The organism is Mycobacterium sp. AT1 (genome assembly GCF_002043095.1).
In the GTDB taxonomy this organism is placed as follows: domain Bacteria; phylum Actinomycetota; class Actinomycetes; order Mycobacteriales; family Mycobacteriaceae; genus Mycobacterium.
On record NZ_MVOC01000009.1, the window covers coordinates 169231 to 193570 of the forward strand.

At 67.5% G+C, this 24340-nt stretch carries 18 protein-coding genes, 1 pseudogene and 1 riboswitch; of the genes and pseudogenes, 8 read left to right on the forward strand and 11 right to left on the reverse strand.

Annotation, left to right across the window (positions count from 1 at the left end):
- Positions 1–27: 27 nt before the first annotated feature.
- The 3 genes from B1790_RS05265 to B1790_RS05275 all read left to right on the forward strand — a co-directional run bounded on the left by B1790_RS05265 (position 28) and on the right by B1790_RS05275 (position 5808).
- Positions 28–1392, forward strand: coding sequence for an alpha/beta hydrolase family protein (locus B1790_RS05265; protein ID WP_079922144.1), 1365 nt, complete (start codon positions 28–30; stop codon positions 1390–1392).
- Positions 1393–1463: 71 nt separating this feature from the next.
- Entirely contained in the window at positions 1464–3662 is a 2199-nt protein-coding gene (locus B1790_RS05270) for a malate synthase G (protein ID WP_079922145.1), read from the forward strand.
- A 55-nt stretch (positions 3663–3717) separates the two neighbouring features.
- Positions 3718–5808: a substrate-binding domain-containing protein gene (locus B1790_RS05275; RefSeq protein WP_079922146.1), complete on the forward strand. Its 2091-nt coding sequence runs from the start codon at positions 3718–3720 to the stop codon at positions 5806–5808.
- Positions 5809–5894: 86 nt separating this feature from the next.
- Here the strand turns inward: B1790_RS05275 and gcvP are convergent, their stop codons facing one another.
- From gcvP to secA2, 11 genes are all read right to left on the reverse strand, one after another.
- Positions 5895–8765 (reverse strand): aminomethyl-transferring glycine dehydrogenase, encoded by a 2871-nt coding sequence (gene gcvP / locus B1790_RS05280; protein ID WP_079922147.1) that lies wholly within the window; start codon positions 8763–8765, stop codon positions 5895–5897.
- Between the two features lie 156 nt (positions 8766–8921).
- A riboswitch (glycine riboswitch) is annotated at positions 8922–9019 on the reverse strand.
- 33 nt (positions 9020–9052) lie between these two features.
- Complete coding sequence (locus B1790_RS05285; RefSeq protein WP_079922148.1) at positions 9053–9676, reverse strand: MerR family transcriptional regulator; 624 nt, start codon at positions 9674–9676, stop codon at positions 9053–9055.
- Between the two features lie 231 nt (positions 9677–9907).
- Positions 9908–10402: a bifunctional nuclease family protein gene (locus tag B1790_RS05290; RefSeq protein WP_056546561.1), complete on the reverse strand. Its 495-nt coding sequence runs from the start codon at positions 10400–10402 to the stop codon at positions 9908–9910.
- Positions 10403–10460: 58 nt separating this feature from the next.
- A complete protein-coding gene (locus B1790_RS05295; protein ID WP_079922149.1) occupies positions 10461–11198 on the reverse strand; it encodes a MerR family transcriptional regulator in 738 nt (245 codons plus the stop codon).
- Positions 11198–11680 (reverse strand): glycogen accumulation regulator GarA, encoded by a 483-nt coding sequence (gene garA, locus B1790_RS05300; protein ID WP_056546555.1) that lies wholly within the window; start codon positions 11678–11680, stop codon positions 11198–11200. Before garA ends, B1790_RS05295 begins: the two co-directional genes overlap by 1 nt.
- A 138-nt stretch (positions 11681–11818) precedes the next feature.
- Complete coding sequence (gene gcvH / locus B1790_RS05305; RefSeq protein ID WP_079922150.1) at positions 11819–12214, reverse strand: glycine cleavage system protein GcvH; 396 nt, start codon at positions 12212–12214, stop codon at positions 11819–11821.
- 16 nt (positions 12215–12230) lie between these two features.
- The gene (locus tag B1790_RS05310) at positions 12231–12998 is read right to left on the reverse strand and encodes a DUF881 domain-containing protein (RefSeq protein ID WP_079922151.1); all 768 of its coding nucleotides are present in this window, start codon (positions 12996–12998) and stop codon (positions 12231–12233) included.
- A 3-nt stretch (positions 12999–13001) separates the two neighbouring features.
- Positions 13002–13334 (reverse strand): small basic family protein, encoded by a 333-nt coding sequence (locus B1790_RS05315; RefSeq protein ID WP_056546547.1) that lies wholly within the window; start codon positions 13332–13334, stop codon positions 13002–13004.
- Entirely contained in the window at positions 13331–14248 is a 918-nt protein-coding gene (locus tag B1790_RS05320) for a DUF881 domain-containing protein (RefSeq protein WP_079922152.1), read from the reverse strand. Before B1790_RS05320 ends, B1790_RS05315 begins: the two co-directional genes overlap by 4 nt.
- Complete coding sequence (locus B1790_RS05325; protein WP_079922153.1) at positions 14241–14846, reverse strand: CDP-alcohol phosphatidyltransferase family protein; 606 nt, start codon at positions 14844–14846, stop codon at positions 14241–14243. Before B1790_RS05325 ends, B1790_RS05320 begins: the two co-directional genes overlap by 8 nt.
- A gap of 9 nt (positions 14847–14855) precedes the next feature.
- The gene (gene secA2 / locus B1790_RS05330; protein ID WP_079922183.1) at positions 14856–17183 is read right to left on the reverse strand and encodes an accessory Sec system translocase SecA2; all 2328 of its coding nucleotides are present in this window, start codon (positions 17181–17183) and stop codon (positions 14856–14858) included.
- 74 nt (positions 17184–17257) lie between these two features.
- Between secA2 and B1790_RS05335 the strand changes: the two genes are divergently transcribed.
- The 5 genes and pseudogenes from B1790_RS05335 to B1790_RS05355 all read left to right on the forward strand — a co-directional run.
- Positions 17258–19168 carry an ABC transporter ATP-binding protein/permease gene (locus B1790_RS05335; protein WP_079922154.1) on the forward strand — a complete coding sequence of 637 codons (1911 nt, stop codon included), beginning with the start codon at positions 17258–17260 and terminating at the stop codon, positions 19166–19168.
- 54 nt (positions 19169–19222) lie between these two features.
- Entirely contained in the window at positions 19223–21142 is a 1920-nt protein-coding gene (locus B1790_RS05340; RefSeq protein ID WP_079922184.1) for an ABC transporter ATP-binding protein/permease, read from the forward strand.
- A 30-nt stretch (positions 21143–21172) separates the two neighbouring features.
- On the forward strand, positions 21173–23068 hold the full coding sequence (locus B1790_RS05345) for an ABC transporter ATP-binding protein/permease (protein ID WP_079922155.1): 1896 nt from the start codon (positions 21173–21175) through the stop codon (positions 23066–23068).
- A gap of 116 nt (positions 23069–23184) precedes the next feature.
- Positions 23185–23946 carry a DUF222 domain-containing protein gene (locus B1790_RS05350; protein WP_158083755.1) on the forward strand — a complete coding sequence of 254 codons (762 nt, stop codon included), beginning with the start codon at positions 23185–23187 and terminating at the stop codon, positions 23944–23946.
- Positions 23943–24340, forward strand: a pseudogene (locus tag B1790_RS05355) (hypothetical protein); the annotation flags it as partial. The gene B1790_RS05350 and the pseudogene B1790_RS05355, both read left to right, overlap by 4 nt.

Below are 24340 nucleotides of genomic sequence, written 5' to 3' on the forward strand. Positions count from 1 at the left end.
ACGAGCACGTTTGCGATACATGGTCTCGTGGATCTCTCCTTGACTGGTGGCTGGCTTCCGATTGCCGTCGAGGTCGTCGCCGCGATCGTGCTCGGCGTGGCGATCGGCCGACGGTCGCGGGCGTGGCGGCTGAAGTGGCTCCCGCTGTCGGTCGCCATGGGTGCCGCACTGGCCGGCGGGGCCTACTGGCTGGTCGGCTATCTGGCACTGGCCGACGATCCCGCGCCGGCATCGCTCTGGTGGTGGATAGGTCTAACCGCGGCGGCGGCGACGGTCGCGGTGACCGGGTGGCACGGAACCCGCTGGTCGCGACGGGTCACGTCCCTGCTGGCCATCGCACTGTGCGCGTCGTGCGTTGCGCTTGGGCTCGACGCCTGGACCGGCTACCTGCCGACGCTGAACTCGGCGTGGGACCGGGCCACCGGCGCATCGCTGCCGAATCAGACCGACGAGGCAGGCGCGATGGACCTTCGCCGGCAACATGTCCGACCCACCCGCGGTGTCCTGGTGTCGGTGACGATCGGCGACGACGCGTCGGGATTCGAGCATCGCGACGAGCTGGTGTACCTGCCACCCGCCTGGTTCACCGGCGATTCGGCATCAGACCTGCCCGCCGTCATAATGGCCGGTGGTGAGTTCGGTCACCCCGCGGACTGGCCGACCGCCGGTGGCGCTCAACACATTGCCGACGACTTCGCGACCACGCACGGCGGCAATGCCCCGGTACTGGTCTTCGCAGACACCAGTGGACGCTTCAGCAACGACACCGAATGCGTCGACGGCGTACGAGGCAACGCCGCCGACCACCTCACCAAAGACGTCGTGCCCTACGTCATCTCGCACTTCGGCGTCAGCCCCGCCGCGTCACACTGGGGCATCGTGGGGTGGTCCTCCGGCGGCACCTGCGCGCTGATGACCGCGGTGATGCACCCCGACCTCTTCTCCGCCTTCGTCGACGTCGACGGAGGACTGCGGCCCGACGCGGGCTCCAAGCAGCAGACCGTCGCCCGCCTCTTCGGCGGCGATGCAACGGCGTTCGCCGCCTTCGATCCCGCACCGGTGATGACGGCTCACGGCCCGTATACCGGGCTGACCGGCTGGTTCGCCACGTCGACCGCCGGCCCCACGGTCTACTACCCGGCCACCGCGGACCCACCGATTGATCCGAATCCCGACGACGTGGATCCGGCGGACCACGCAGCCGTCGCGGTGTTCCTCTGTTCGGTGGCCAGCAGCAGCGGCATTCCATGTTCGGTGGTCCCCGTCGGCGGTGGCCACGACTTCGCCTCTGCTGCCAAGGTCTTCGACACCGCCTTGCCGTGGCTCGCCGGGCAGCTGGGAACGCCAGGGGTGCCTGTCGTCGCGTTGCCGGGAGGTGCGCCCCCGTCGTGACGCGGCACGACGGGCCAAAGAACCAGCCGTTGGCCACGGGTAAGCTGGTTCGACGCTTGAGAGAGGAAATCATGACTGACCGCGTGACCGTCGGAAACTTGCGAGTGGCACGGGTGCTGCACGACTTCATCACCAATGAGGCGCTGCCGGGCACCGGTGTAGACCCCGACAGCTTCTGGGCGGGCGTTGACAAGGTCGTCGCCGATCTGGCCCCCGTCAACCAGGACCTGCTCGCGCGCCGTGACGAACTGCAGGCGCAGATCGACAAGTGGCACCGCCAGCGCGTCATCGGACCGTTCGACGCCGCCGAGTACCAGGCGTTCCTCACCGAGATCGGCTACCTGCAGCCAGAACCCGAAGACTTCACGATCACCACCTCCGGCGTCGACGACGAGATCACCAGCACCGCAGGCCCACAGTTGGTCGTGCCCATTCTCAACGCCCGGTTCGCGCTGAACGCGTCCAACGCGCGGTGGGGCTCGCTGTACGACGCGCTCTACGGCACCGACGTCATCCCCGAGGCCGACGGCGCCGAGAAGGGCAGCGGCGGTTACAACCAGGTGCGCGGCGACAAGGTCATCGCCTACGCCCGCACGTTCCTCGACGACTCGGTGCCCCTGGCGTCGGGGTCGTGGGCAGACGCCACCGGGTTCACGATCGACGACGGCCAGTTGCTCGTCACCGTCGGCGACGACCTTGCGGTCGGCCTCGCCAATCCCGACGAGTTCGCCGGCTACACCGGCGAACTCGGCTCGCCCCAGTGGTCGATCCTCCTGGTCCACCACGGTTTGCACATCGAGATCCTGATCGACCCCGACTCCCCCGTCGGGTCGACCGACAAGGCGGGCGTCAAGGACGTCGTGCTGGAGTCGGCCGTCACCACGATCATGGACTTCGAAGACTCCGTCGCCGCGGTCGACGCCGACGACAAGGTGCTCGGTTACCGCAACTGGCTGGGGCTCAACCGTGGCGACCTGACCGAAGAGGTCAGCAAGGGCGGCAAGTCCTTCACCAGAGTGCTCAGCGAGGACCGCACCTTCACCGCTCCCGACGGCCAGTCCGAGCTGACGCTCCCCGGCCGCAGCCTGTTGTTCGTCCGCAACGTCGGACACCTGATGACGAACGACGCCATCGTCTTCGAGGACGGCACCGAGGTCCCCGAGGGCATCCAGGACGCGCTGTTCACTGGCCTGATCGCCGTGCATGGCCTCAAGGCCGAAGAGAACAACGGACCGCTCCTCAACAGCCGCACCGGCTCGATCTACATCGTGAAGCCCAAGATGCACGGCCCCGACGAGGTCGCGTTCACCTGCGAACTGTTCAGCCGCGTCGAGGACGTGCTCGGCCTGCCGCAGGCCACCATGAAGGTCGGCATCATGGACGAGGAGCGGCGCACCACGCTCAACCTGAAGGCCTGCATCAAGGCCGCGGCCGACCGGGTGGTGTTCATCAACACCGGCTTCCTCGACCGCACCGGCGACGAGATCCACACCTCGATGGAAGCCGGCCCGATGATCCGCAAGGGCGCAATGAAGAGCCAGCCCTGGATCAAGGCATACGAGGACCAGAACGTCGACGTCGGTTTGGCCGCGGGGCTGTCCGGCAAGGCCCAGATCGGCAAGGGCATGTGGGCCATGACCGAGTTGATGGCCGACATGGTCGAGCAGAAGATCGGCCAACCGAAGGCCGGCGCCACCACCGCGTGGGTGCCGTCGCCGACCGGAGCGACCCTGCACGCCATGCACTACCACCAGGTGGACGTCTTCGAGGTGCAAGAGGAACTCGCAGGCAAGAGGCGCACCACGCTCGACGAGCTGTTGACCATCCCGCTGTCCAAGGAACTGGCGTGGGCCCCCGAGGAAATCCGCGAGGAGGTCGACAACAATTGCCAGTCGATCCTCGGCTACGTGGTGCGGTGGGTCGACGCGGGCGTCGGCTGCTCCAAGGTGCCCGACATCCACGACGTCGCACTGATGGAGGACCGCGCCACCCTGCGGATCTCCAGCCAGCTGCTGGCCAACTGGTTGCGCCACGGCGTGATCACCGAGGAGGACGTCAAGGCCAGCCTGCGACGGATGGCCGTCGTGGTCGACGAGCAGAACGCCAATGACTCCTCGTATCTGCCGATGGCGCCCGACCCCGAGGCCAGCATCGCCTTCGAGGCGGCCCAGGAGCTGATTCTCTCCGGCGCCGCGCAGCCCAACGGCTACACCGAGCCGATCCTGCATCGCCGCCGCCGGGAGTTCAAGGCTCGCCACGCCAACCAGTGACTAGACTTCGGCGGGTTCAGGTGACCACGAGACTCAACGAGTACAGGGGTTAGGAATGGGCAGGCACAGCATTCCCGACCCAGAGGATTCCTCGGAGGCGGGACAGGGCGCCGGCGACGACCAGCCGGATTCGCCGTACGCGGACGAATACGCCGACGACTACACGACCGACGACTACCACACCGACGACCGTCCGACCGGTGACCATCCGGCCGACGAGTACGAAACTGGATACGACACAACCGGTTACGACGACGGCGGTTACGAGGCGGGCGGCTACGACCAGCCGCGGTACGGCGAACCGGCCGACCCGCGCGAAGGCGACTACTCCACTCTCGAGGAGCAGGAGGCCGCCACCACCGCGTTCGCGGCAACGCCCGCGGGGCCCAATCGTCGCGATTGGGAGAGCAGCGAGTGGACCGGCAGCCACCGGGCCATCACCCCGAAGCGGCGCGGCATCAGCGTCTCGGTGATCGTCGCACTGGTGACCGTCGTCGTGGTGGTCGGCGCCGTCATCGCCTGGCGGTTCTTCGGCGACGCCCTTTCGGAACGCTCGCAGGCCGGCGCCGCGCGATGTGTGGCCGGCGAGGTCGCCGTCGCCGTGGTGGTCGACCCCTCGATCGCCGACCAGATCACGCCGCTGGCCGAGAAGTACAGCCAGTCCGCGGCACCCGTCGGCGACAAGTGCGTCAAGGTCGGGGTCAAGGCCGCTGAATCAGACCAGGTGATCAACGGGTTCGCCGGCCCGTGGCCAAGCGATCTGGGCGAGCAGCCCGCGCTGTGGATTCCCGGCAGCTCGATCTCCGAGGCCCGCCTCGAGGCGTCGACCGGCGAGAAGACCGTCAGCGACAGCCGCTCGCTGGTGACCTCACCGGTAATGCTGGCCATGCGGCCTCAGTTGAAGACCGCGTTGGGACAACGCAATTGGGGCGCATTGCCCGGCCTGCAGAGCAACGCCACGTCGCTGGACGGGATGAACCTGTCCGGGTGGGGATCGCTCAAGTTGGCGTTGCCGATGACGGGTGACAGCGATGCCACCTATCTGGCCGCCGAGTCCGTCGCCTCCGCGGCGGCTCCGCAGGGGCAGCCGCCGACGTCGGGGGCGAACGCCATCGCGACGTTGCGGGCCGCTCAGCCGAAACTCGCCGACGACAAGTCGTCGACGGCGATGGATGCGATGCTCGAGGCGTCGGATCCGGCCGCGGCCGACGTGCACGCCGTGGTCGCCACCGAGCAGCAGATCTTCCAACGGGGTTCGCAGCAGGACGCCAAGGACAAGCTCGCCGCCTGGCTGCCGTCCGGGCCGACCGCGGTGGCCGACTATCCCACCGTGTTGCTGGCCGGCACCTGGCTGAGCCAGGAACAGGTCAGCGCCGCAAGCGAGTTCGCCCGATTCCTGCGCAAGCCGGAAGCGCTCGCGAGCCTCGCCGAGGCCGGCTTCCGAGCCGACGGCACCACGCCGCCGCAAAGCGACGTCGTCGACTTCGCCTCGCTGCCCGCCCCACTGTCGATCGGCGATGGCGGGGTGCGGGCCACGTTGGCCAACCTGGTCAGCGCACCGGTGCAGGACCCAGCGGTCACCGTGCTCCTCGACCAGTCGATGTCCGCGGACGAGGGCGGCAAGTCCCGGCTGGCCAACGTCACCGCTGCGCTCACCGCTCGACTGCAGTCCCTGCCGTCGAATTCGGCGGTCGGGTTGTGGACCTTCGATGGCGTGGCGGGACGCTCCGAGGTGCCGATGGGACCACTCGACGAGCAGGTCGGCGGCACGCCGCGCTCGCAGGTGCTGACCACCAATCTCAACGGTCAGGCGCCAAGCAACGGGGGTGCGGTGTCCTTCACCACGCTGCGCCTGCTGTATCCCGAGGCGGTCGCCAACTTCCGTGAGGGCCAGCCCAATTCGGTGCTCGTCATCACGGCGGGACCGCACACCGATCAGTCGCTCGACGGCGCGGGTCTGCAGGACTTCATCAAGCAGAACTTCAACCAGGCACGGCCCGTCGCGGTCAACGTCGTCGACTTCGGCGCCGATCCAGACCGGGGAACCTGGGAAGCCGTCGCGCAGGCGACCGGCGGGGACTACCAGAACCTGAACAGTTCGGCGGGTCCCGAGCTCACCGCGGCACTGACCACGGCCCTCGGCTAACCCCCCTCAACCGTCCGCGAGCAGACACAAAGGGCCCTCAATCTCTGAGATTGAGGGCCCTTTGTGTCTGGTCGCGGGGTACTAGCTCAGGCGAAGGCCTCCACCGGCGGGCACGAGCAGACCAGGTTGCGGTCGCCGTAGGCGCTGTCGACGCGACGCACCGGCGGCCACACCTTGGGCCGGAAGCCCTTGCCCATCGGGTACGCGGCCTGCTCCCTGGTGTACGGGTGCTCCCAGTTCTCCACCAGGAGGCACTCGGCCGTGTGGGGGGCACCCCGCAGGGGGTTGTCGTCCGCGGGCCACGCGCCCGACCCGACCTGGTCGATCTCGGCACGGATCGAGATCATCGCCTCACAGAAGGCGTCGACCTCGGCGAGGCTCTCGCTCTCGGTGGGCTCGACCATCAACGTTCCCGTGACCGGGAAGCTCATCGTCGGCGCATGGAAGCCGTAGTCCGCCAAGCGCTTTGCCACGTCGTCGACGGTCACGCCGGTCGACTTGGTGATGCCGCGCAAGTCGAGAATGCACTCGTGGGCGACCATGCCGTTCTCGCCGGTGTAGAGCACGGGGTAGTACTCGTCCAACCGGCGGGCGACGTAGTTGGCCGACGCGATCGCCGTGAGCGTCGCCGCCCGCAGTCCGGGTGCACCCATCATGCGGATGTAGGCCCACGTGATCGGCAGGATCGACGCCGACCCGTACGGTGCCGCCGACACGGTGTAGGTGTCGGTGAGCTCGTCGGCCAGCGGGTGACCGGGAAGGAACGGCGCCAGGTGGCTGCGCACCGCGACCGGTCCGACGCCGGGACCGCCGCCACCGTGCGGGATGCAGAACGTCTTGTGCAGGTTGAGGTGGCTGACGTCGCCGCCGAACCGGCCGGGCCGGGCCAGGCCGACGAGAGCGTTCAGGTTCGCGCCGTCGACGTAGACCTGGCCGCCGACGTCGTGCACGGCCGCGCAGATCTCCTCGACGTCGTGCTCGAAGACGCCATGCGTCGACGGGTAGGTGATCATCAGGGCCGCCACGGCGTCACTGTGTTCGGTGATCTTGGCCCGCAGGTCGTCGAGGTCGACGTCACCGTTCTCGCGGCACTTGACCACCACGACGCGCATCCCGGCCAGCGCGGCCGACGCCGCGTTGGTGCCGTGTGCGCTCGACGGGATCAGGCAGATGTTTCGCTGAGCGTCACCGCGACTGAGGTGATAGGCCTGAATCGCGAGCAGACCGGCGTACTCCCCCTGCGAACCCGCATTGGGTTGCAGCGACACGGAGTCGTAGCCGGTGAGCTGGGTCAGCCAGCCCTCCAGGTCGGCGATCAGCTTGCGCAGACCCGGCGTGTCCGACGCCGGTGCGAACGGGTGCTGCCGAGCGAACTCCGGCCAGGTGATGGGCTCCATCTCGGCGGCGGCGTTGAGCTTCATGGTGCACGAACCCAGCGGGATCATGCTGCGGTCGAGCGCGATGTCCTTGTCCGCCAGGGACCGCAGGTAGCGCATCATGTCGGTCTCGGTGCGGTAGCGGGTGAAGGCCGGGTGGGTCAGGAACGCCGATGTGCGCGTGGCGATCTCGGGACCAGCCCAGTGGTGTCCGCCCTTGGTGGCACCGAAGGCGGAGAGGACCTCTTCGACGTGGGTCGCGGTGGTGGCCTCGTCGCAGGCGACGGAGACGTGGTCCGCGTCGACCAGCCAGACGTTGACGCCGCGCGCCTTCGCTGCCGCGCGGATCTCCTCGGCGCGGCCTGGGACGCGGGCCAGCACGGTGTCGAAGAAGGCATCGTGCACCACCTCGACGTCGGCCTCGGCGAGGGCGGTGGCGACCGCGAGCGCATTGCCGTGCACCTTGTGGGCGATGGCCTTCAGCCCGTCGGCACCGTGGTAGCTGGCGTACATGGCCGCCATCACGGCCAGCAGCACCTGAGCGGTACAGATGTTGCTGGTGGCCTTGTCGCGACGGATGTGTTGTTCGCGCGTCTGCAACGCGAGGCGGTAGGCAGGTGAGCCGTCCGAGTCAACCGAGACGCCGACCAGGCGACCCGGCAGCTGGCGGGCATGCTTGGTGTGCACGGCGAGGTAACCGGCGTGCGGTCCCCCGAATCCCATTGGGACACCGAAACGTTGGGTGGTGCCGAAGCCGACGTCGGCGCCGATCTCTCCCGGCGGGGTGATCAGTGTGCACGCCAACAGGTCGGCACCGACGGCGACCAGCGCGCCGCGCTCGTGGGCTTGCTCGACGAGATCGCTCCAGTCGGTGACGCGTCCGCTGGCACCGGGCAGCTGGACCACGACGCCGAAGAAGTCGCCGTCGGGCAGTCCGTTGCGTAGGTCGGACGTGACGATCTGGATGCCAAGCGGGGCTGCCCGGGTGGCCAGCACCGCGGCGGTCTGCGCGTAGACGTCGACGTCGACGAGCAGAGTGTTCGCCGAACCCTTGACTGCCCGGTGCATCAGCGTCATGGCCTCGGCGGCGGCGGTCGCCTCGTCGAGCATGGACGCGTTGGCCACCTCGAGACCGGTCAGTTCTTCGACCATCGTCTGAAAGTTGAGGAGGGCTTCGAGCCTGCCCTGGCTGATCTCCGGCTGATACGGCGTGTAGGCCGTGTACCAGGCCGGGTTCTCGAGGATGTTGCGCTTCAACACCGCCGGGGTCAGCGTGTCGTAGTAGCCCTGCCCGATCATCGACACCGCGACGGTGTTGGCGTCGGCCATCGCGCGAAGTTCGGCCAGCGACTGCTCCTCGGTGGCAGGCGGTGGGAGCTGGTCGAGGCCGGGGGACAATCCGTCGGCGGTCAGGGCGTCGAGAATGCCGCTGGGAAGAGCCTTTTCAGCCAGCTCGCCGAGGGTGTCGACACCGATCACCTGGAGCATGGTCGCGATGGCGTCCGCGTCCGGCCCGATGTGCCTGTCGGCGAACCTGGGCTGGTGGTGTTCGTTGCTGGGATGAGTTGGAGCACCGGGCACGGGAGGACCTCTCAGAGCGTGGAACCGCTTGCGGTCCTCCCCCTCTGTCGTCGACCCGTCGCGGGTGCCTGAGAGATTCGGCGTACCCGATCACTGCCGGGTCGGCCTTTCCCCATGGGCGGGTGAAGTCGAGCTCACCACTTTCCAGAGGCATCGTGGCTCCACGCGGTCCTGGTGCCTGAGAGGTTGACGGAGAGGTGTTGCTCCTTCGGCGTCCGTGGCTGGCGGCCACGGAACTCTCCCGCGCAGGGGCGATGCGTTGCCAAGTCTACCGGAGTGGGTAGAGGTCAGCCGATCTTGCGGTCGCGAGACTTGCGCCGCGACGCGAGCTCGTCCTCCGGGCTGGGGATGGACTCCCCGCCGTCGGCACGCTCGCCTGGGAAGTCGGCGATGGCTCCGGTGAGCTCGCGCATGGCTCCCGACACGGCGATGCCGAACACGCCCTGGCCGCCTTGGAGCAGGTCGACGACCTCTTCGGCCGACGTGCACTCGTAGACGGTGGTGCCGTCGGAGAACAGGGTGATGTTGGCGAGGTCCTTGACGCCACGCTGGCGCAGATGGTCGACCGCGACCCGAATGTTGTGCAACGAGATTCCGGTGTCCAGAAGCCTTTTGACGATCTTCAGAACCAGGATGTCCTTGAACGAGTAGAGCCGCTGGCTGCCCGAGCCGGCCGCACCGCGAATCGACGGGACCACGAGGGACGTCCTGGCCCAATAATCCAGCTGGCGATAGGTGATTCCGGCGATCTGGCAGGCGCTCGGCCCCCGATAGCCCACGAGTTCGTCCGGGACGGAGTTGTCGGGGAACAAGCCAGCCTGCACGGCTTCGCTAGGGGCTGCCGAGACTGCCGGCTCCGGTGTGCCGCTGGAGGTGAGATCCAACTGCTCCTGACGTGGCGTGTCGCCCACTGCCCATCCTCTCGCCGATCGAACTGGATCCATGCGTGGCAGCCATCAACGACGACTCAACACGTTTGCTCCGAGCTCTCGAGTATGTCGAGCATACGCTTCCTGCTCGACACTCACTGCCCCTCGGAGTGATTCAAAGTATGGCTGCCCGTGACATGTATCGACGAAACCGGCTCCGCGTGTCGAGAGCGTGAGACGCATCCGTGACTATCGGTGATCCGGGCAGCGTCCTCAGGTGGCCTTGAAGTCGTCTGGGGAAACGCTGTCCAGGAACTCCTTGAACTTCTCGACCTCGTCTTCGCGAACGGCGCCGGTGGTCTCCTCGTCGGACTCGTCGGGGATCAACAGCCCCGCCTCGGCCAACACGGCCTCCTCGACGTAGATCGGCACCCCGGCCCGCATGGCGATCGCCACCGAATCCGACGGCCGGGCCGAGACCTTGATGTCGCGGTCGAAGATGAGGTCGGCGTAGAACGTGCCTTCCTGCAAATCGACGATCCGGACTTCCTTCAGCGAATGGCCAAGGGCGGTAATCAAATCCCGGATCAAGTCGTGGGTGAGCGGGCGGGCCGGCTCGACCCCCTGTTGCTCGAGCGCGATCGCCTGCGCCTCCGTCTGACCGATCCAGATCGGAAGATACCGGTCCCCATTGGACTCTCGCAGCAGCAGAACCGGCTGGTTCTGAGGCTGTTCCACGCGAATGCCGATCACTCGAACCTCGCCCATCTGTGTCTGCCCTCCGCGCCTAAAGCCGGTCGTCAAACCGTCGAGCCGAGTCTAATCCTCAGCGGTCCAGAACGTCGCGCACGGCGGACTTGATCAGCGAGGTGTGCAATGTGATGGCCAGCGCGGCGACCTCCCGCGCGAGATCATCCGCGCGATCTCGGGCGCCCGCCTTGACCACGGGGCCGGCGATCTGGGCGATCAAATCCGACTGTCGATCCGCCGCCGACCGGAACGCCCGCAGGTGTCGGGGTTCGACGCCGTAGTCGGCCAGCGCCTTGGCGCACTGCGCGGTGACCACCATGTGCTCGTCGAAGAAACCACCGGGGCCGGACGTCACGACGCCTGCCTTGATGAGGGCGCCGAGCAATTCCTCGTCGACGCCCGACCGCGACAACAGATCCTCGCGGCTCAGCCTGACCTGTGCGGGCGCCACCGCAGCGGTGTCGTACGCGCTTTGGTCAGCTCGGCCATCGTTGGAAACCTGCACCAGTCGCGGTACGCCGTAACTGGATCCAGTCTCGGGCAGTGCCCCGTCAGACTGTGAGTCGAGCTGCGCCTTGATCACCTTGAGCGGCAGGTAGTGATCCCGCTGCGCGGTCAGGATGAACCGCAGGCGCGCACAGTCGTATGCGGTGAAACGGCGGTATCCCGACCCCGAGCGCTGTGGCGTAACCAGTCCTTCGGCCTCCAGGAAGCGAATCTTGGAGATGGTCACGTCCGGAAAGTCGGGTCGCAGCGATTCCAGGACCGCTCCGATCGACATCCCGGCGAGCGCTGGGGTGTCGGGGGCGGTCATCAGCTACCGGAACCGCCGTCGTCGTCGCCCTTGGGTCCGGTGAGGAAAACCAGTCGGAACTTGCCGATCTGGACCTCGTCGCCATTGGCCAGCACCGCGGAATCCACGGGCTCGCGGTTGACGTAGGTGCCGTTGAGGCTGCCGACGTCGACGACCTGGAATTCGCCACTCTCGAGGCGGAACTCCGCATGCCGGCGACTCACCGTCACGTCGTCGAGGAAGATGTCGCTGTCTGGGTGCCGACCGGCCGACGTCCTGGCCTGGTCGAGCAGGAATCGCGACCCCGCGTTGGGGCCGCGCTTGACGACGAGAAGTGCCGAGCCGGCGGGAAGTCCTTCGACTCCCGACACGGCGCCTTCACCGCTGGTGGCTGGCGGGGCGTCCAATTCGTTGAGGAAGTCCGATCGGAAGACCGAGGTCGTCTCGACCGTCACTTCCCCCTCGGATTGATCCGCTCCCGAACTGGTGTCGTTGTCCGTCACGCGGTGCTCCTTACTGGCTGCTGTGGCGATGGTTTGCAGACGCGCCGGCGTAACGCCAGCCGTCATGCATCTCGATACGACCGTACCGCGCGGCAGTGGTCGCCGTGACAACGACCACCGGATCACCGGCCGCATTTCTCATTCGTCGAGCGTCGCACCATAGGCGTCGGCGTCGAGCAGACCGTCGAGGGCCACCGACAGCTCTGCGGCATCAACCTGCAGGTCGATGAGCCATCCGGCGCCGTACGGGTCGGAGTTCACCAACTCCGGGGAGTCGGCCACTTCGCCGTTGACGGCAACCACTTTGGCGGTGATCGGCGCGAACAAGTCCGAGTTCGACTTGGTCGACTCGACGGTGCCGAACTCGCCGCCCGCGGTGACCTCGGCGTCGACGTCGGGCAGTTCGACGAAGACGACGTCACCGAGCGCCGCTTGGGCGAAGTCGGTGATGCCGACGCGGACGGTGTCGTCACCGGTCCGACGCACCCACTCGTGGTCTTCGGTGTAGTACAGGTCGGACGGAATCTCGCTCACTGGGCTCCTCGTGTGCTCACTTGTCTGGCTGAGCGTATTGGCGGGGTTTCGGTTGCCGCAAGGCGGTCACGTTGACCACGTCCGCCTGCTGCACCGACATTGTGCCGCCGACGCGTTCGACGCTGTCCACGGCCCCACCCGGGATGTTCATCGCCGCGGACAACGTGGCCGGATCGCCAATGGCGAGAACCGAATAGGGCGGGGACAACGTGGTGGCGTCGACGACGAGCGCACCGGGTGATCCGACCACCCAGGAGTCGACGCCGAGACGGACCGGCGGCTGGCCCGTCGAACTGATCTGCATGGCCTCCGCACCGGCCGCCCGCAACTCGTTGACGACGTCGAGCATCGTCTCCGGTGACACCCCAGGCGCGGTGTCGTCGACGACGATCGTCACACCGGGCCCCGTCGCCGCGACGGTCCCGATCAGAATCGACAGCGCGGCCAGCCGGTCGCGGGCGTTCTCGATCGCGGCCTGGTCGTCGCTTCCGGAGGACCGCAGCGACTCGAGCGTCCGCTGAAGATCGGTCACCTCGGTGTTGAGCGCGGCTTCGCGTTGTTGCAGCGAATCGAGCAGGACCAGGAGGTCGGCCGGTCGGGCCGTTTCCAGCGAGTCGCCGGATTCGGTCTGCCGGGCCTGGGTGACGATCGCGACTCCCAGCAGCAGGCACAGCACGACCGCGAGCGCACCGAAGGCGATCTGCCCGCGGCGCGGATGCGGTCGGGGTGCGTCGTCGGGCAGTTCGTGCCTGCCGTGCTCGGGGGCCGGGTCCGATTCGGTCACGTCTCACGCACCGAACAGTCTGCGCCGCAGGGCGGCGGCGTTGCCGAAGATTCTGATGCCGAGGACGACGATGATCGCGGTCGAGAGTTGCGTGCCCACCCCGAGCTGATCTCCGACGAAGACGATCAGCGTGGCGACGAGCACGTTGAAGACGAACGACACCACGAACACCTTGGCGTCGAAGATGCGCTCGAGGTACGCGCGCAGTCCGCCGAACACCGCGTCGAGCGCGGCGACGACCGCGATCGGCAGGTAGGGCTGGATCACCTCGGGCACGCTGGGGTGGAACACCAAACCGAGCACGATGCCGACGACGAGTGCGGCTATTCCGATCATTTCGGCCCAATCTGCTTGGCGAAGTTGACCTCTCGTACCGAACCGGCGGGCAGCGCGAGGTCGTCGGCTTCGCTGACGGTGACGGCGACCCCGTACGTCGCCTCGAGGAGCCGCAGTCGATGCAGCGCGGGGCTCTGGTCGAACGCGTCGTGCATGGCGTGCGGAGGGCCGACGGCACGCACCTCGTACGGGTTGCCGACGGGTTGGTTGTCGACCAGAAGGCCGCCGCCCGCCTGTCGGATCGTCACGTTGGGTCCGATGCGGACTCCCCCGATGGCGACGGCCTCCGCGCCGCTGTCCCACAGGGAGTTGACGACGAGTTGAAGATCGCGGTCCAAGATCACCTGCGGGCTGCCCGCGACGCGTTGTTTGGACACGTCGGTCAGGTCGCGTGCGGCACTGGGTTCGGTGACGGTGACGTTCAACCCCGGTCCGTGGACGGCGGTCGCGCCCGCGGCGAACTCGGCGACGTCGAGGTCTGCAAGCAGTTGCCGACCCGTCTGGTCGCCCGCGAGCCGGGCACGCCGTTCGGATTCGACCTCACCGGCGAGCGCGTCGCGGCGGGCCGTGTCCCGATCGGTCGCCAGTTGGGCGTTGCGGACTCCGGTGGCGAGCACCTGCCTGGTCTCCTGGGTGGCGGGGGCGACGGACGTCGCCTGGGCGACCGCCGCGGCGAACACCGCGGTCACCAGCAGTCCCGCGAGGATCTGCCAGGCCACGTTCGCCGCGCGCCGGGTGGTGGCGCCCGTCGACGCGCGACGCTCGGCTGCGGCGGCGTACCCGGGGTCGAGGTGGTCGGACAGCAGCGATCGCAGCAGCGACGGCACCGGGATCGTCTTCGGCGCACCCGCGAGGTGAGCGTTGCGTCCGGCGTCCGGGCTGTAGCCGCCGAGCGCGCGCTCGCCGTCAGCCACTACTCCCGGCAACTCGGCGGGGCACTTGCCCGACCACCATCGCGGTCTGCACGAGGTACAGCACCCCCGACCACAGGTACATGGCCATCCCCCACCCGAGGAAGGCCCATCCGATGGCCAGGATGACCCTGCTCCAGAGGGCGTCCCACTGTCCGAGGAGCACCAGCGGGAAGCCCGACATCAACGCGAACGTGGCGGCCTTGCCGATGTAGGTGACGGTCAGGGCGGTCAGCCCGCGGCTGCGTAGGACCGGCAGCGTCAGCGCCAGCACGACGTCGCGCCCAATCAGCGTCCCGACGAACCACCAGGGCACGATGCCGTCGACGGCCATCACCACCGGGGTGACGACCATGTAGATGCGGTCGACCGCGGGGTCTAGCAGCGCACCGAGGCGTGAGGACTGGTTGTCGAAGAGGCGGGCGATCTTGCCGTCGGCCCAGTCGGAGAAGCCACTGAACATCAGTACCGCGACAGCCCACGCTCCTGCGTCGGCGACGAGCAGGAGATAGATGAAGACGGGGACGAGGAGCAGCCGCAACACGCTGAGCGCGTTGGGAATGGTCAGGATGCGGTCGCCGGCATCTTCCGGAGGCTCCATGTGATGAACCTAGCGGAACACTCCCGGCAAGCTCAGTGCAGACATGGAGTCCTCGGCCAACGGGTTGTCGTGAATCATGTACGTCCACGTCGAGGTTGGCCGTGCGAGTTTCGACAGATCGAGGCCCTGCTCGTCCTCGGCGACGTTGGCGGTTTCGAAGGTCTGCTGCGCCGCCTCGATGGCGTCGGCGGCCAGTGACGCGAACGCGTCGACTGCTAGTCGGTGGAATTCGTCGAGCGGGTTCTGCCTGCCGAGCGCCCGCAGGTGGATGCTCTCGCGGATGTCGGACAGGTAGGCCTGGTGATCGGCCCACCCGCGGTCGAGGTGGTAAAGCATGATCTTGCGGCTGATGACCTCCAGCCGCTCCTCGTCGAGCTTCGCCAGGAGCTCCTCGTAGCGTTCGGGCGAGCGTTCGGCCAGCTCCTCGCGCGCGGTCGCGGTGCGCAGCAACGTGTTTCGCCGTTCCACCAGAATGGCGCGCTGCTGGGCGACCAGTTGGTTGTAGCGCCAGGTGTTGGCGTGCACGTCGAGCAGCCTGCCTTCGGCGATGCGCTGGGCGTGTTCCAGGAGTAGGCCCGCCTTGTCGCCGACGATGCGGCCGTCCTCGTCGGTGGCCAACGGCAGCTTCTCGGGGTCGAGGTGGGAAACGACGACGTCGTCCTCCCAGCTGGAGAAGAACAGCGACGAGCCGGGATCACCCTGGCGGCCCGCGCGGCCGCGCAACTGGTTGTCGAGGCGCTCGGTGTGGTGCCGACCCGTGCCGATGACGTGCAGTCCGCCGAGCTCGGCGACGTCGTCGTGACTGCTTTCGTCGGACCCGCCGAGCCGGATGTCGGTACCGCGACCGGCGATTTGGGTGGACACGGTCACCGAGTTCAGCGTCCCCGCCTCGGCGATGACGCGGGCTTCCTCCTCGTCGTTCTTGGCGTTCAGCACGACGGCCGGGATGCCCGCCTTGACGAGCCGTTCGTGAAGTTCCTCGGATTCGGCGACGTCGCGGGTGCCGACGAGCACCGGTTGCCCGGTCGCGTGAACCGTCTTGATGTGGTCGATGACGGCGTCGATCTTCGCGGCGGCGGTGATGTAGACGCGGTCGGCGTCGTCGGAACGGACGTTCGGCGTGTTCGGGGGGATCGGCGAGACGCCGAGCTTGTAGAACTGTCGCAGCTGTTCGCCGGCGGCCAGCGCGGTACCGGTCATCCCGCACACCCTTGGGTAGCGGTTGATCAGCGCCTGCACGGTGATGGTGTCGAGCACCTCACCGGTCTCGGTCGTCTCGATGCCCTCCTTGGCCTCGACGGCGGCCTGCAGCCCGTCGGGCCAGCGCTGCAGCTGCGCGATGCGGCCGCGGGAGGCGTTGATGAGCTGCACCCGACCGTCGCGGACGATGTAGTGCACGTCGCGCTGCAACAACACGTGGGCGTGCAGGGCGACGTTGATCTCGGTCAGCGTGGTGCTGACGTTCTCCTCGGAGTAGATGTCGACGCCACCGAGCGCCTTCTCGAGCTTGCGGGCGCCTGCGTCGGTGAGGTGCACGTTGCGGCGGTCGGCGTCGGCCTCATAGTCCTTGCCCGACACCAACTCCCCGACCATTCGGATGATCTCGAGCCGCGGCTGCTCGCGGTGGGTGGTGCCCGCCAGCACCAGCGGGACCAGGGCCTCGTCGACGAGTACGGAGTCGGCCTCGTCGATGAGCGCGACGTCGGGGTCGGGCGAGACCAGGTCGGCGACGTCGGTCACCAGCTGGTCGCGCAGGACGTCGAAGCCGATCTCGTTGACCGAGGCGTAGGTGACGTTGCAGCCGTACGCGGCGCGGCGCTCGTCGGCGGTCGACTCGGCGGTGATCCAGCCGACGGTCAGGCCCATCGCCTCGAGCAGCGGCCCCATCCACTCGGCGTCGCGTCGGGCCAGGTAGTCGTTGACGGAGATGACGTGCACGCTGCGGCCCGCGATGGCGTAGCCGGCTGCCGCGATTGCGCCCGCCAGGGTCTTGCCCTCACCGGTGGCCATCTCGACGACGTCGCCGGCCAGCATGCGCAACGCGCCGAGCAGCTGAACGTCGAACGGCCGCAACGTCGTCGCGCGCTCGGAGGCCTCGCGGGCGATGGCGAGGAACTGAGGGATGTCCGACGACTCGGCGAGGCCGGCGAGGTTGAGCAGGTTCGCGGCCTGCTTCAGCTTGTCGTCGTCGAGGGCGGCGGCCTTGTCGTCGAACTCGGCCGAGGCGTGCACCAGGTCCATCGACTGGGCCTGGTTCTTGTCCGTACTGGCGCCGAGCAGTTTCCAGAATCGGTTGCTCAGGCGACCAGAGTTTCGGTCTTTCGTCTTCGGCGCGATCTTTGGCACGCGTTCACGGTACGCGGTAACTTCCCGCACACAGCGGTGTCGCCGTACGCCCGCAGAGGAGTCCGATGAATTCTCTCGAGTTCCGGCCCTCCGTCGACTGGGGCAACGAATTCCTCGCGTCGACGCTGTGGGTGGCCAAGACGTTCGGTGTCACCGCCGTCTGCCTCGCCGTGGTCCTCGTCCTCCTCGGCCGGTACACCGAGTGGGGTCGCCAGTTCTGGCGAATCAACGGCCCGTACTTCACCGCGTCGGCATCGCGGGTGACGGTGTGGCTGATGCTGGCGGGACTGTTGGCGTCGGCCATCCTCTCGGTTCGGATCGCCGTGCTGCTCAGCTACTACGCCAACGACCTGTTCTCGTCGTTGCAGGTGGCATTCGAGGGGACCGGGCAGCCCGACGGCTCACGCACGAGTAGCGGCATCGACGGGTTCTGGCAATCGATGCGGATCTTCGCGGTGCTGGCGACCGTCGCGACCGTGCGTTCTCTGTGCGACCTGTATCTGCTGCAGCGCTTCACCATTCGGTGGCGGGTGTGGTTGACCCACCGGCTCCTCGACGACTGGCTCGGGGGTTACGCGTATTACCGCGGGCAGCTGACGAGCACCCCGATCGACAACCCGGACCAACGCATCCAGCAGGACGTCGACGTCGTCACCACCGGAACGGGGGAACCCAACACCCCGTCGCACGGGTCGGGCAGCACCCTGCTGTTCGGTGCGGTCGAGTCGGTGCTGAGCGTCGCGTCCTTCGGCGTGATCATGTGGCAGCTGTCCGGTCCGCTGACCGTCGCCGACGTGACGCTGCCTCGGGCGCTGTTCTGGATCGTCATCGTCTACGTGCTGGTGGCCACGGTCCTGGCGTTCTGGATCGGCCGACCGCTGATCCGGCTCAGCTTCCTCAACGAGTTCCGCAACGCCAGCCTCCGCTACGCGATGATCCGGCTGAAGGAGGCCGCCAGCGCCGTCGGCCTCTACCGCGGCGAAGGCGCCGAACGACGCCAGCTCACCACCCGCCTCGACGCGGTGATCGTCAACTACCGGCACTGGCTCAACCGCATGGTGTTGTTCCTCGGCTTCAACCTCTCGGTGAGCCAGGCGATCAACCCGTTGCCGTACATCGTCCAGGCCCAACGACTCTTCGCGGGTCAAATCTCCTTCGGTGACGTCATGCAGTCGGCGACGGCCTTCCACGCCATTCACGACGCGCTGTCGTTCTTCCGGAACGCCTACGACGCGTTCGCCAGCTACCGCGCCGCGCTGATCCGGCTCGACGGTCTGCTCACCGCCAACGCCGGTACGCGGATCGTTCCGCAGCTGACGATCGGGCAATCCTCCGACGGCGCGGTGCAGCTGGAGGACGTCGACGTGCGCACACCCGACGGGCGGGTTCTGGTGAAGGCACTCGACGTGCGACTCGACGCCGGGGAGAGCGTGGTCGTCACCGGGCCGTCGGGCAGCGGCAAGACCACCCTGCTCGAGAGCCTCGCGGGTCTGTGGCCGCACGCCTCCGGCCGGGTCCGGTTCCCCGTCGACGACCGCGAGGTCATGTTCGTCTCGCAGCTCCCGTACATCCCGCTCGGTGACCTGTGCACTGCCGCGTCCTACCCCCGGCCCCCCGGCGAGGTCGACGCCACCCGCGTGCAGCAGGCTCTGGTCAAGGTGGCGTTGCCCCACCTCGTCATTCGCATCAACGAAATCAAGGACTGGGCCAAGGTGCTGTCGGTCGGCGAGCAACAGCGCGTCGCCTTCGCCCGAATTCTGCTCAACGAGCCACGGGTGGTGTTCCTCGACGAGTCGACCTCGGCGATGGACGAAGGCCTGGAATTGATGCTCTACCTGCTACTTCGGGAAGAATTGCCCACCACGACCGTGGTCAGCGTCAGCCACCGAGACACCGTCGAACAGCATCACGACCGCCAGCTCGCGTTGCTCGGCGCGGGCGGCTGGCGACTCGATCCGGTCTCCACGGCGAGTTGACCCCGGGGACCTGCTGTCACCAGCCGGCCAAGGTACGTTCTCCGGATGACCGGAATGGACTTGTGGACTCCGACGCTGGATTGGAGCAACGAGTGGCTCACGTCCCTGTGGTGGATCGTCAAGGCGTGGGCGATTGCCGCAGTGTCCACGATGATCATCTTGACGCTGATCGGCCGCTTCACCACGTGGGGCCGCCAGTTCTGGCGAGTCACCGGCGCGTACTTCACCGGCCGCTCGAGCGTCGTGGTCTGGGCCTGGTTGGCGGGGCTGTTGTTGTCGGTCATCCTCGGCGTTCGGCTGTCGGTTCTGCTCAGTTACTACGGCAACGACCTTTCGACCAGCTTCCAGGTGGTGGCCGCCGGATTGGCGAGCGGCGACGAGGCGGTCAAGGACTCCGGTAAGCACGGCTTCTGGTTCTCAATCGCGGTCTTCTGTGTCTTGGCGACCATCTACGTCGCGCGCGTCATGCTGGATCTGTTCCTGATGCAGCGCTTCGTGCTTCGCTGGCGCGCGTGGCTGACCGACCGCCTCACCGGCGACTGGCTCGACGGCAAGGCCTACTACCGCGCCCGCTTCATCGACGACACGATCGACAACCCCGATCAGCGCATCCAGACCGACATCGACATCTTCACCACCGGCGTCGGCCCGACACCCAACACCCCGAACATCACCACCGGCTCGACGCTGCTGTTCGGTGCGATCAACGCCATCGCCTCGATGATCTCGTTCACCGCGATCCTCTGGAGCCTGTCGGGGCCGCTGACGCTGTTCGGCGCCACCCTCCCGAAGGCGATGTTCTGGATCGGGCTGGCCTACGTCCTGTTCGCCTCGGTGATCGCCTTCTGGATCGGCAAGCCGATCATCTGGTTCGCCTTCGACAACGAGAAGTTCAACGCGGCGTTCCGCTATGCCCTGGTGCGGTTGCGCGACGCCTCGGAGGCAGTCGCCTTCTACCGCGGTGAGATCGCCGAGCGGACGGGGCTGCGGCAGCGCTTCGCGTCCGTCGTCGCCAACTACAAGCGGTACATCAACAGGATGATCGGGTTCTACGGGTGGAACCTCTCGCTGAGCCAGGTGATCCAGCCGCTGCCCTACGTGCTGCAGTTCCCGCGGTTCTTCTCCGGCGAGATTCAGCTGGGCGACATGACGCAGTCGGCCTCGGCGTTCGGCAGCATCCAGGACGGCTTGTCGTTCTTCCGCAACGCCTACGACCAGTTCGCCGGCTACCGTGCCGCGATCATCCGACTCGAGGGTCTGGTCGTCGCCAACGAGGAGGGCAGGGACCTGCCCACCGTCACGACCGCGGCCTGCCAGGACGGCACCGTGCACCTGGAGAAGATCGAGGTTCGCACCCCCGACGGCAAGCAGCTCATCAACCCACTCGACCTCCAGTTGGACATCGGCGACACCCTGGTGATCACCGGCAAGTCGGGCAGCGGCAAGACCACGCTGCTGCGCAGCCTGGCCGAACTGTGGCCCTTCACCTCTGGCACGCTGACCCGGCCGTGTGGCCCCAACGAGACGATGTTCCTCTCGCAGATGCCGTACGTACCGCTCGGCGATCTGCGGGCCGTCGTCTCCTACCCGGGTGAAGAAGGCAAGATCCCGGACTCCGAGTTGCAGTCGGTCCTGACGCGGGTCGCTCTGCCCCATCTCAACGACCGGCTCGACGAGGTCCAGGACTGGGCCAAGGTGCTCTCCCCCGGCGAGCAACAGCGCATTGCCTTCGCACGCATCCTGCTGACCAAGCCGAAGGCCGTCTTCCTCGACGAGTCGACGTCGGCCCTCGACGAGGGTCTGGAGATGACGCTGTACCAGCTCGTCAGGAGCGAACTGCCCGACATGATTCTGGTCAGCGTGAGCCACCGCAAGACCGTCGAGCAGCACCACGACAAGGAACTGAAACTGCTCGGCGGCGGCGAATGGAAGCTCACCGACGTCGGCGAGGAGCCCGAGCCCGTTCCGGTCTAGCTCTAGTGTGTGCCGGAGTAGCTTCCCCGCATGGAGATGTTCACTCCGTCGCTCGACTGGGGCAACGAGGTCGTCGCGTCGCTGATCTGGGTGGCCAAGGCGTGGGTGATCAGCGCCGCGGCGCTGATCGCGGTGTTGGCGGTGCTGGCGCGCTTCACCACCTGGGGGCGGCAGTACTGGCGGATCACCGGCCCGTACTTCGTTGGGCGTCAAAGCATTCCGGTCTGGGCGATGGTCGGTGTCCTGCTGCTGTCGGTGATGGTCTCGGTGCGGATGGACGTCCTGTTCAGCTACTACGGCAACGATCAGTACTCCGCGTTGCAGGTCGCGTTCGAGGGCGCCAGCGCGGGCGACGACGCCGTCCGCGACTCGGGCATCCGTGGCTTCTGGTTCTCGATCCTGATCTTCGGCCTTTTGGTGGTCGCCTACCTGGCACAGACCCTGCTGGACGTCTATCTGATGCAGTTCTTCATCATTCGGTGGCGGGTGTGGCTCACCGATCGGTTGACGAGCGACTGGCTCGACGGGCGCGCGTACTACCGGGCCCGATTCTTGGACGGCGGCCCGGTCGACAATCCCGACCAGCGCATCCAGCAGGACGTGGACGTGTTCACCACCGGGACGGGACCCGAAACGAACACGCCGACGGTTGGCACGTCGACCACCCTGTTGTTCGGCGCTGTCTATTCGATCGTGTCGGTGGTCGCGTTCACTCCGATCCTGTGGAACCTGGCCGGTCCGTTGACCTTCTTCGGGGTGACGGTGCCCAAGGCCCTGTTCTGGATCGTGCTGCTGTTCGTGGCGGGGGCGACGGCGGTCTCGTTCTGGATCGGTCGGCCGATCATCCGGTTGAGCTTCCGCAACGAGCTGACCAACGCCGCGTTCCGGTATGCGTTGGTTCGGGTGCGGGACGCGGCGGAGGCGGTCGGCTTCTCGCGCGGTGAGCGGGTCGAACGGCGCGGACTGTCCGAACGGTTCGGCAGGATCATCGTCAACTATCGGGCGTTGGTCTGGCGCGGGGTGGCGTTCCTCGGCTGGAACAAGGCCATGTCCCAGATCGTCGACCCGCTGCCGCTCATCGTTCAGGCGCCCCGTCTGTTCGCGGGCCAGATCACCTTCGGTGACGTCAGCCAGTCCTCGAGCGCGTTCCGTTCGGTGCAGGCGTCGCTGTCGTTCTTCCGCGCCGTGTACGACTCGTTCGCCAGCTACCGCGCGACCATCATCCGCCTCGACGGCCTGCTCTCCGCCAACGAAAGGGCAAGGGCGCTAGGCACTCTCGCGGTGGGGGTCAGTGCGGGCGGCGGCGTGGAGATCGACGACGTCGCCGTGCTCTCCCCGACCGGCGAGTCCCTGGTCGACGGGCTCGCGGTACGGCTCGCGGCGGGTGGTTCGCTGGTCATCACGGGCCGCTCGGGGACCGGCAAGACCACCCTGTTGCGCAGCCTCGCCGAGCTGTGGCCGTACGCGTCGGGCACCGTGCGCTACCCGACGACCGCGGGCGCCATGTTCCTGCCGCAGCTGCCCTATGCCCCGTTGGGCGACCTGCGAACCGTCGTCTGCTATCCCGCGGCGTCGGAGTCGTTGGGAGACGCCGAGATTCGCTCCGCGCTGGACGACGTCACGCTCGGGCACCTTGGGCTTCGGCTTGACGAGGTCGCCGACTGGTCGAAGGTGTTGTCCCCCGGCGAGCAACAGCGCGTCGCCTTCGCGCGGGTGCTGCTCAACGCTCCGAGTGCGGTGTTTCTCGACGAGTCCACCTCCGCGCTCGACGAGGGTCAGGAGTTCGCGTTGTACCGAAGGCTGCGCGAACGCCTTCCCGACTGCATCGTGGTGAGCGTCAGCCACCGCAGTACCGTCGAGCAGCACCATGACGACCGGCTCGAACTGCTTGGCGCCGGCGAATGGCGGCTCGCTGCGACGACCTAGCACTCGACTCCGACATATTCGGCGCTCGAGGCGAGGTTGTCCACAGGGTCGCAGATTATCCACAGAACGCTTGCAGCAGAATGACTTTCGTCGACCGACGTCTTAAACTCGAAACTATGTTCGACAGCCTGGTGGACGCTACAGGCGGTACCTCGGGTGCCGGTGCGGTGGAGGCGTGGGTGCGAGTGGAGTCCGCGTCATGTGCCCGCAAGGTGGCGGTAATGGCAGCCATGTTCGAGACCGCCCATGCCGCCGACGGGGCGGATGAGCGAGACCTGTGGTGCACCGACACCTGGGACGCCGTCGCCGCCCACATCGGTGCCGCGCTGCGCATTACCCATGGTGCCGCCTCCAACCAGCTGCTGATCGCCGTCGCGCTGCACGAACGGTTCCCGCTGGTGGCCGCGGTGTTCGCCGAGGGGTTGATCACCTACCAATTGGTGAAGACCGTGGTGCAACGCGGTGCCCTTGTCGTCGACCCGTCGGCCCTGCACGAGCTCGACCGACTGTTGGCCGAGGCGCTGAGCAATCGAGAGCCGATGTCGACGTCCACTCTTGAGAAGACCGTGGACGCGTTCGTCGCCCAGGTCGACCCGCAGGCCTTGCACCGCACCGAGACCCGGGCCCGAGGCCGGTCGGTGGACGTCGGGGATGACGACGGCGGCGGGATGGCCACGGTATTCGCCACCCTGTTCGCCCACGACGCGAAGGCCTTCGACGCCCGAGTCGACGCCCTCGCCCGCACCGTCTGCCCGACCGACCCACGCACCCTGGACCAACGCCGCGCCGACGCCATNNNCGCCTGGCCTGCCTGTGCGAAACCTCCGATTGCCCTTCCGGTGAGAACCCGCCCTCGACGGGCGTGGTGGTCTACGTGATCGCGAGCGCGGACACCCTCCGTGAACCCGAGGCACCAGCCCCACCGCCACCGCCGCCCGACGTACCCAGTGAGCCGCCGGCGCCAGACAGCGCCGACCGCTCGAGCGACACTGCGCCACAACCGGAGTCGCGCGAGGGCGTCCCCGCCGAGCCCAGCGACGAGCGCACCGCCCTCGACGGCGAACCCCCGCCCATGTTCACCAAGCCGCTGCGAGAACTGACTCTCACCGAAGCCCTCACCCCCACCCCGGGACGCCTCGCCAGCATCCGGCCCGCTGCGATGATGGGTGGACAGTTCCTGCCCGGCGCGATCGCCTGCCGCGCCACGGTCGGGGCCACCATCACCCGCATCGTGCACCCCGGGCAGGCTCCACCGGAACCCCGCTACCGACC

Excerpts from the sequence above, each read along its gene's own strand:
- B1790_RS05270 (WP_079922145.1), top strand. The coding sequence starts at position 1,464 with ATGACTGACCGCGTGACCGTCGGAAACTTGCGAGTGGCACGGGTGCTG.
- B1790_RS05275 (WP_079922146.1), top strand. The coding sequence starts at position 3,718 with ATGGGCAGGCACAGCATTCCCGACCCAGAGGATTCCTCGGAGGCGGGA.
- B1790_RS05290 (WP_056546561.1), bottom strand. The coding sequence starts at position 10,402 with ATGGGCGAGGTTCGAGTGATCGGCATTCGCGTGGAACAGCCTCAGAAC.
- B1790_RS05295 (WP_079922149.1), bottom strand. The coding sequence starts at position 11,198 with ATGACCGCCCCCGACACCCCAGCGCTCGCCGGGATGTCGATCGGAGCG.
- B1790_RS05315 (WP_056546547.1), bottom strand. The coding sequence starts at position 13,334 with ATGATCGGAATAGCCGCACTCGTCGTCGGCATCGTGCTCGGTTTGGTG.
- B1790_RS05325 (WP_079922153.1), bottom strand. The coding sequence starts at position 14,846 with ATGGAGCCTCCGGAAGATGCCGGCGACCGCATCCTGACCATTCCCAAC.
- B1790_RS05335 (WP_079922154.1), top strand. The coding sequence starts at position 17,258 with ATGAATTCTCTCGAGTTCCGGCCCTCCGTCGACTGGGGCAACGAATTC.
- B1790_RS05340 (WP_079922184.1), top strand. The coding sequence starts at position 19,223 with ATGGACTTGTGGACTCCGACGCTGGATTGGAGCAACGAGTGGCTCACG.
- B1790_RS05345 (WP_079922155.1), top strand. The coding sequence starts at position 21,173 with ATGGAGATGTTCACTCCGTCGCTCGACTGGGGCAACGAGGTCGTCGCG.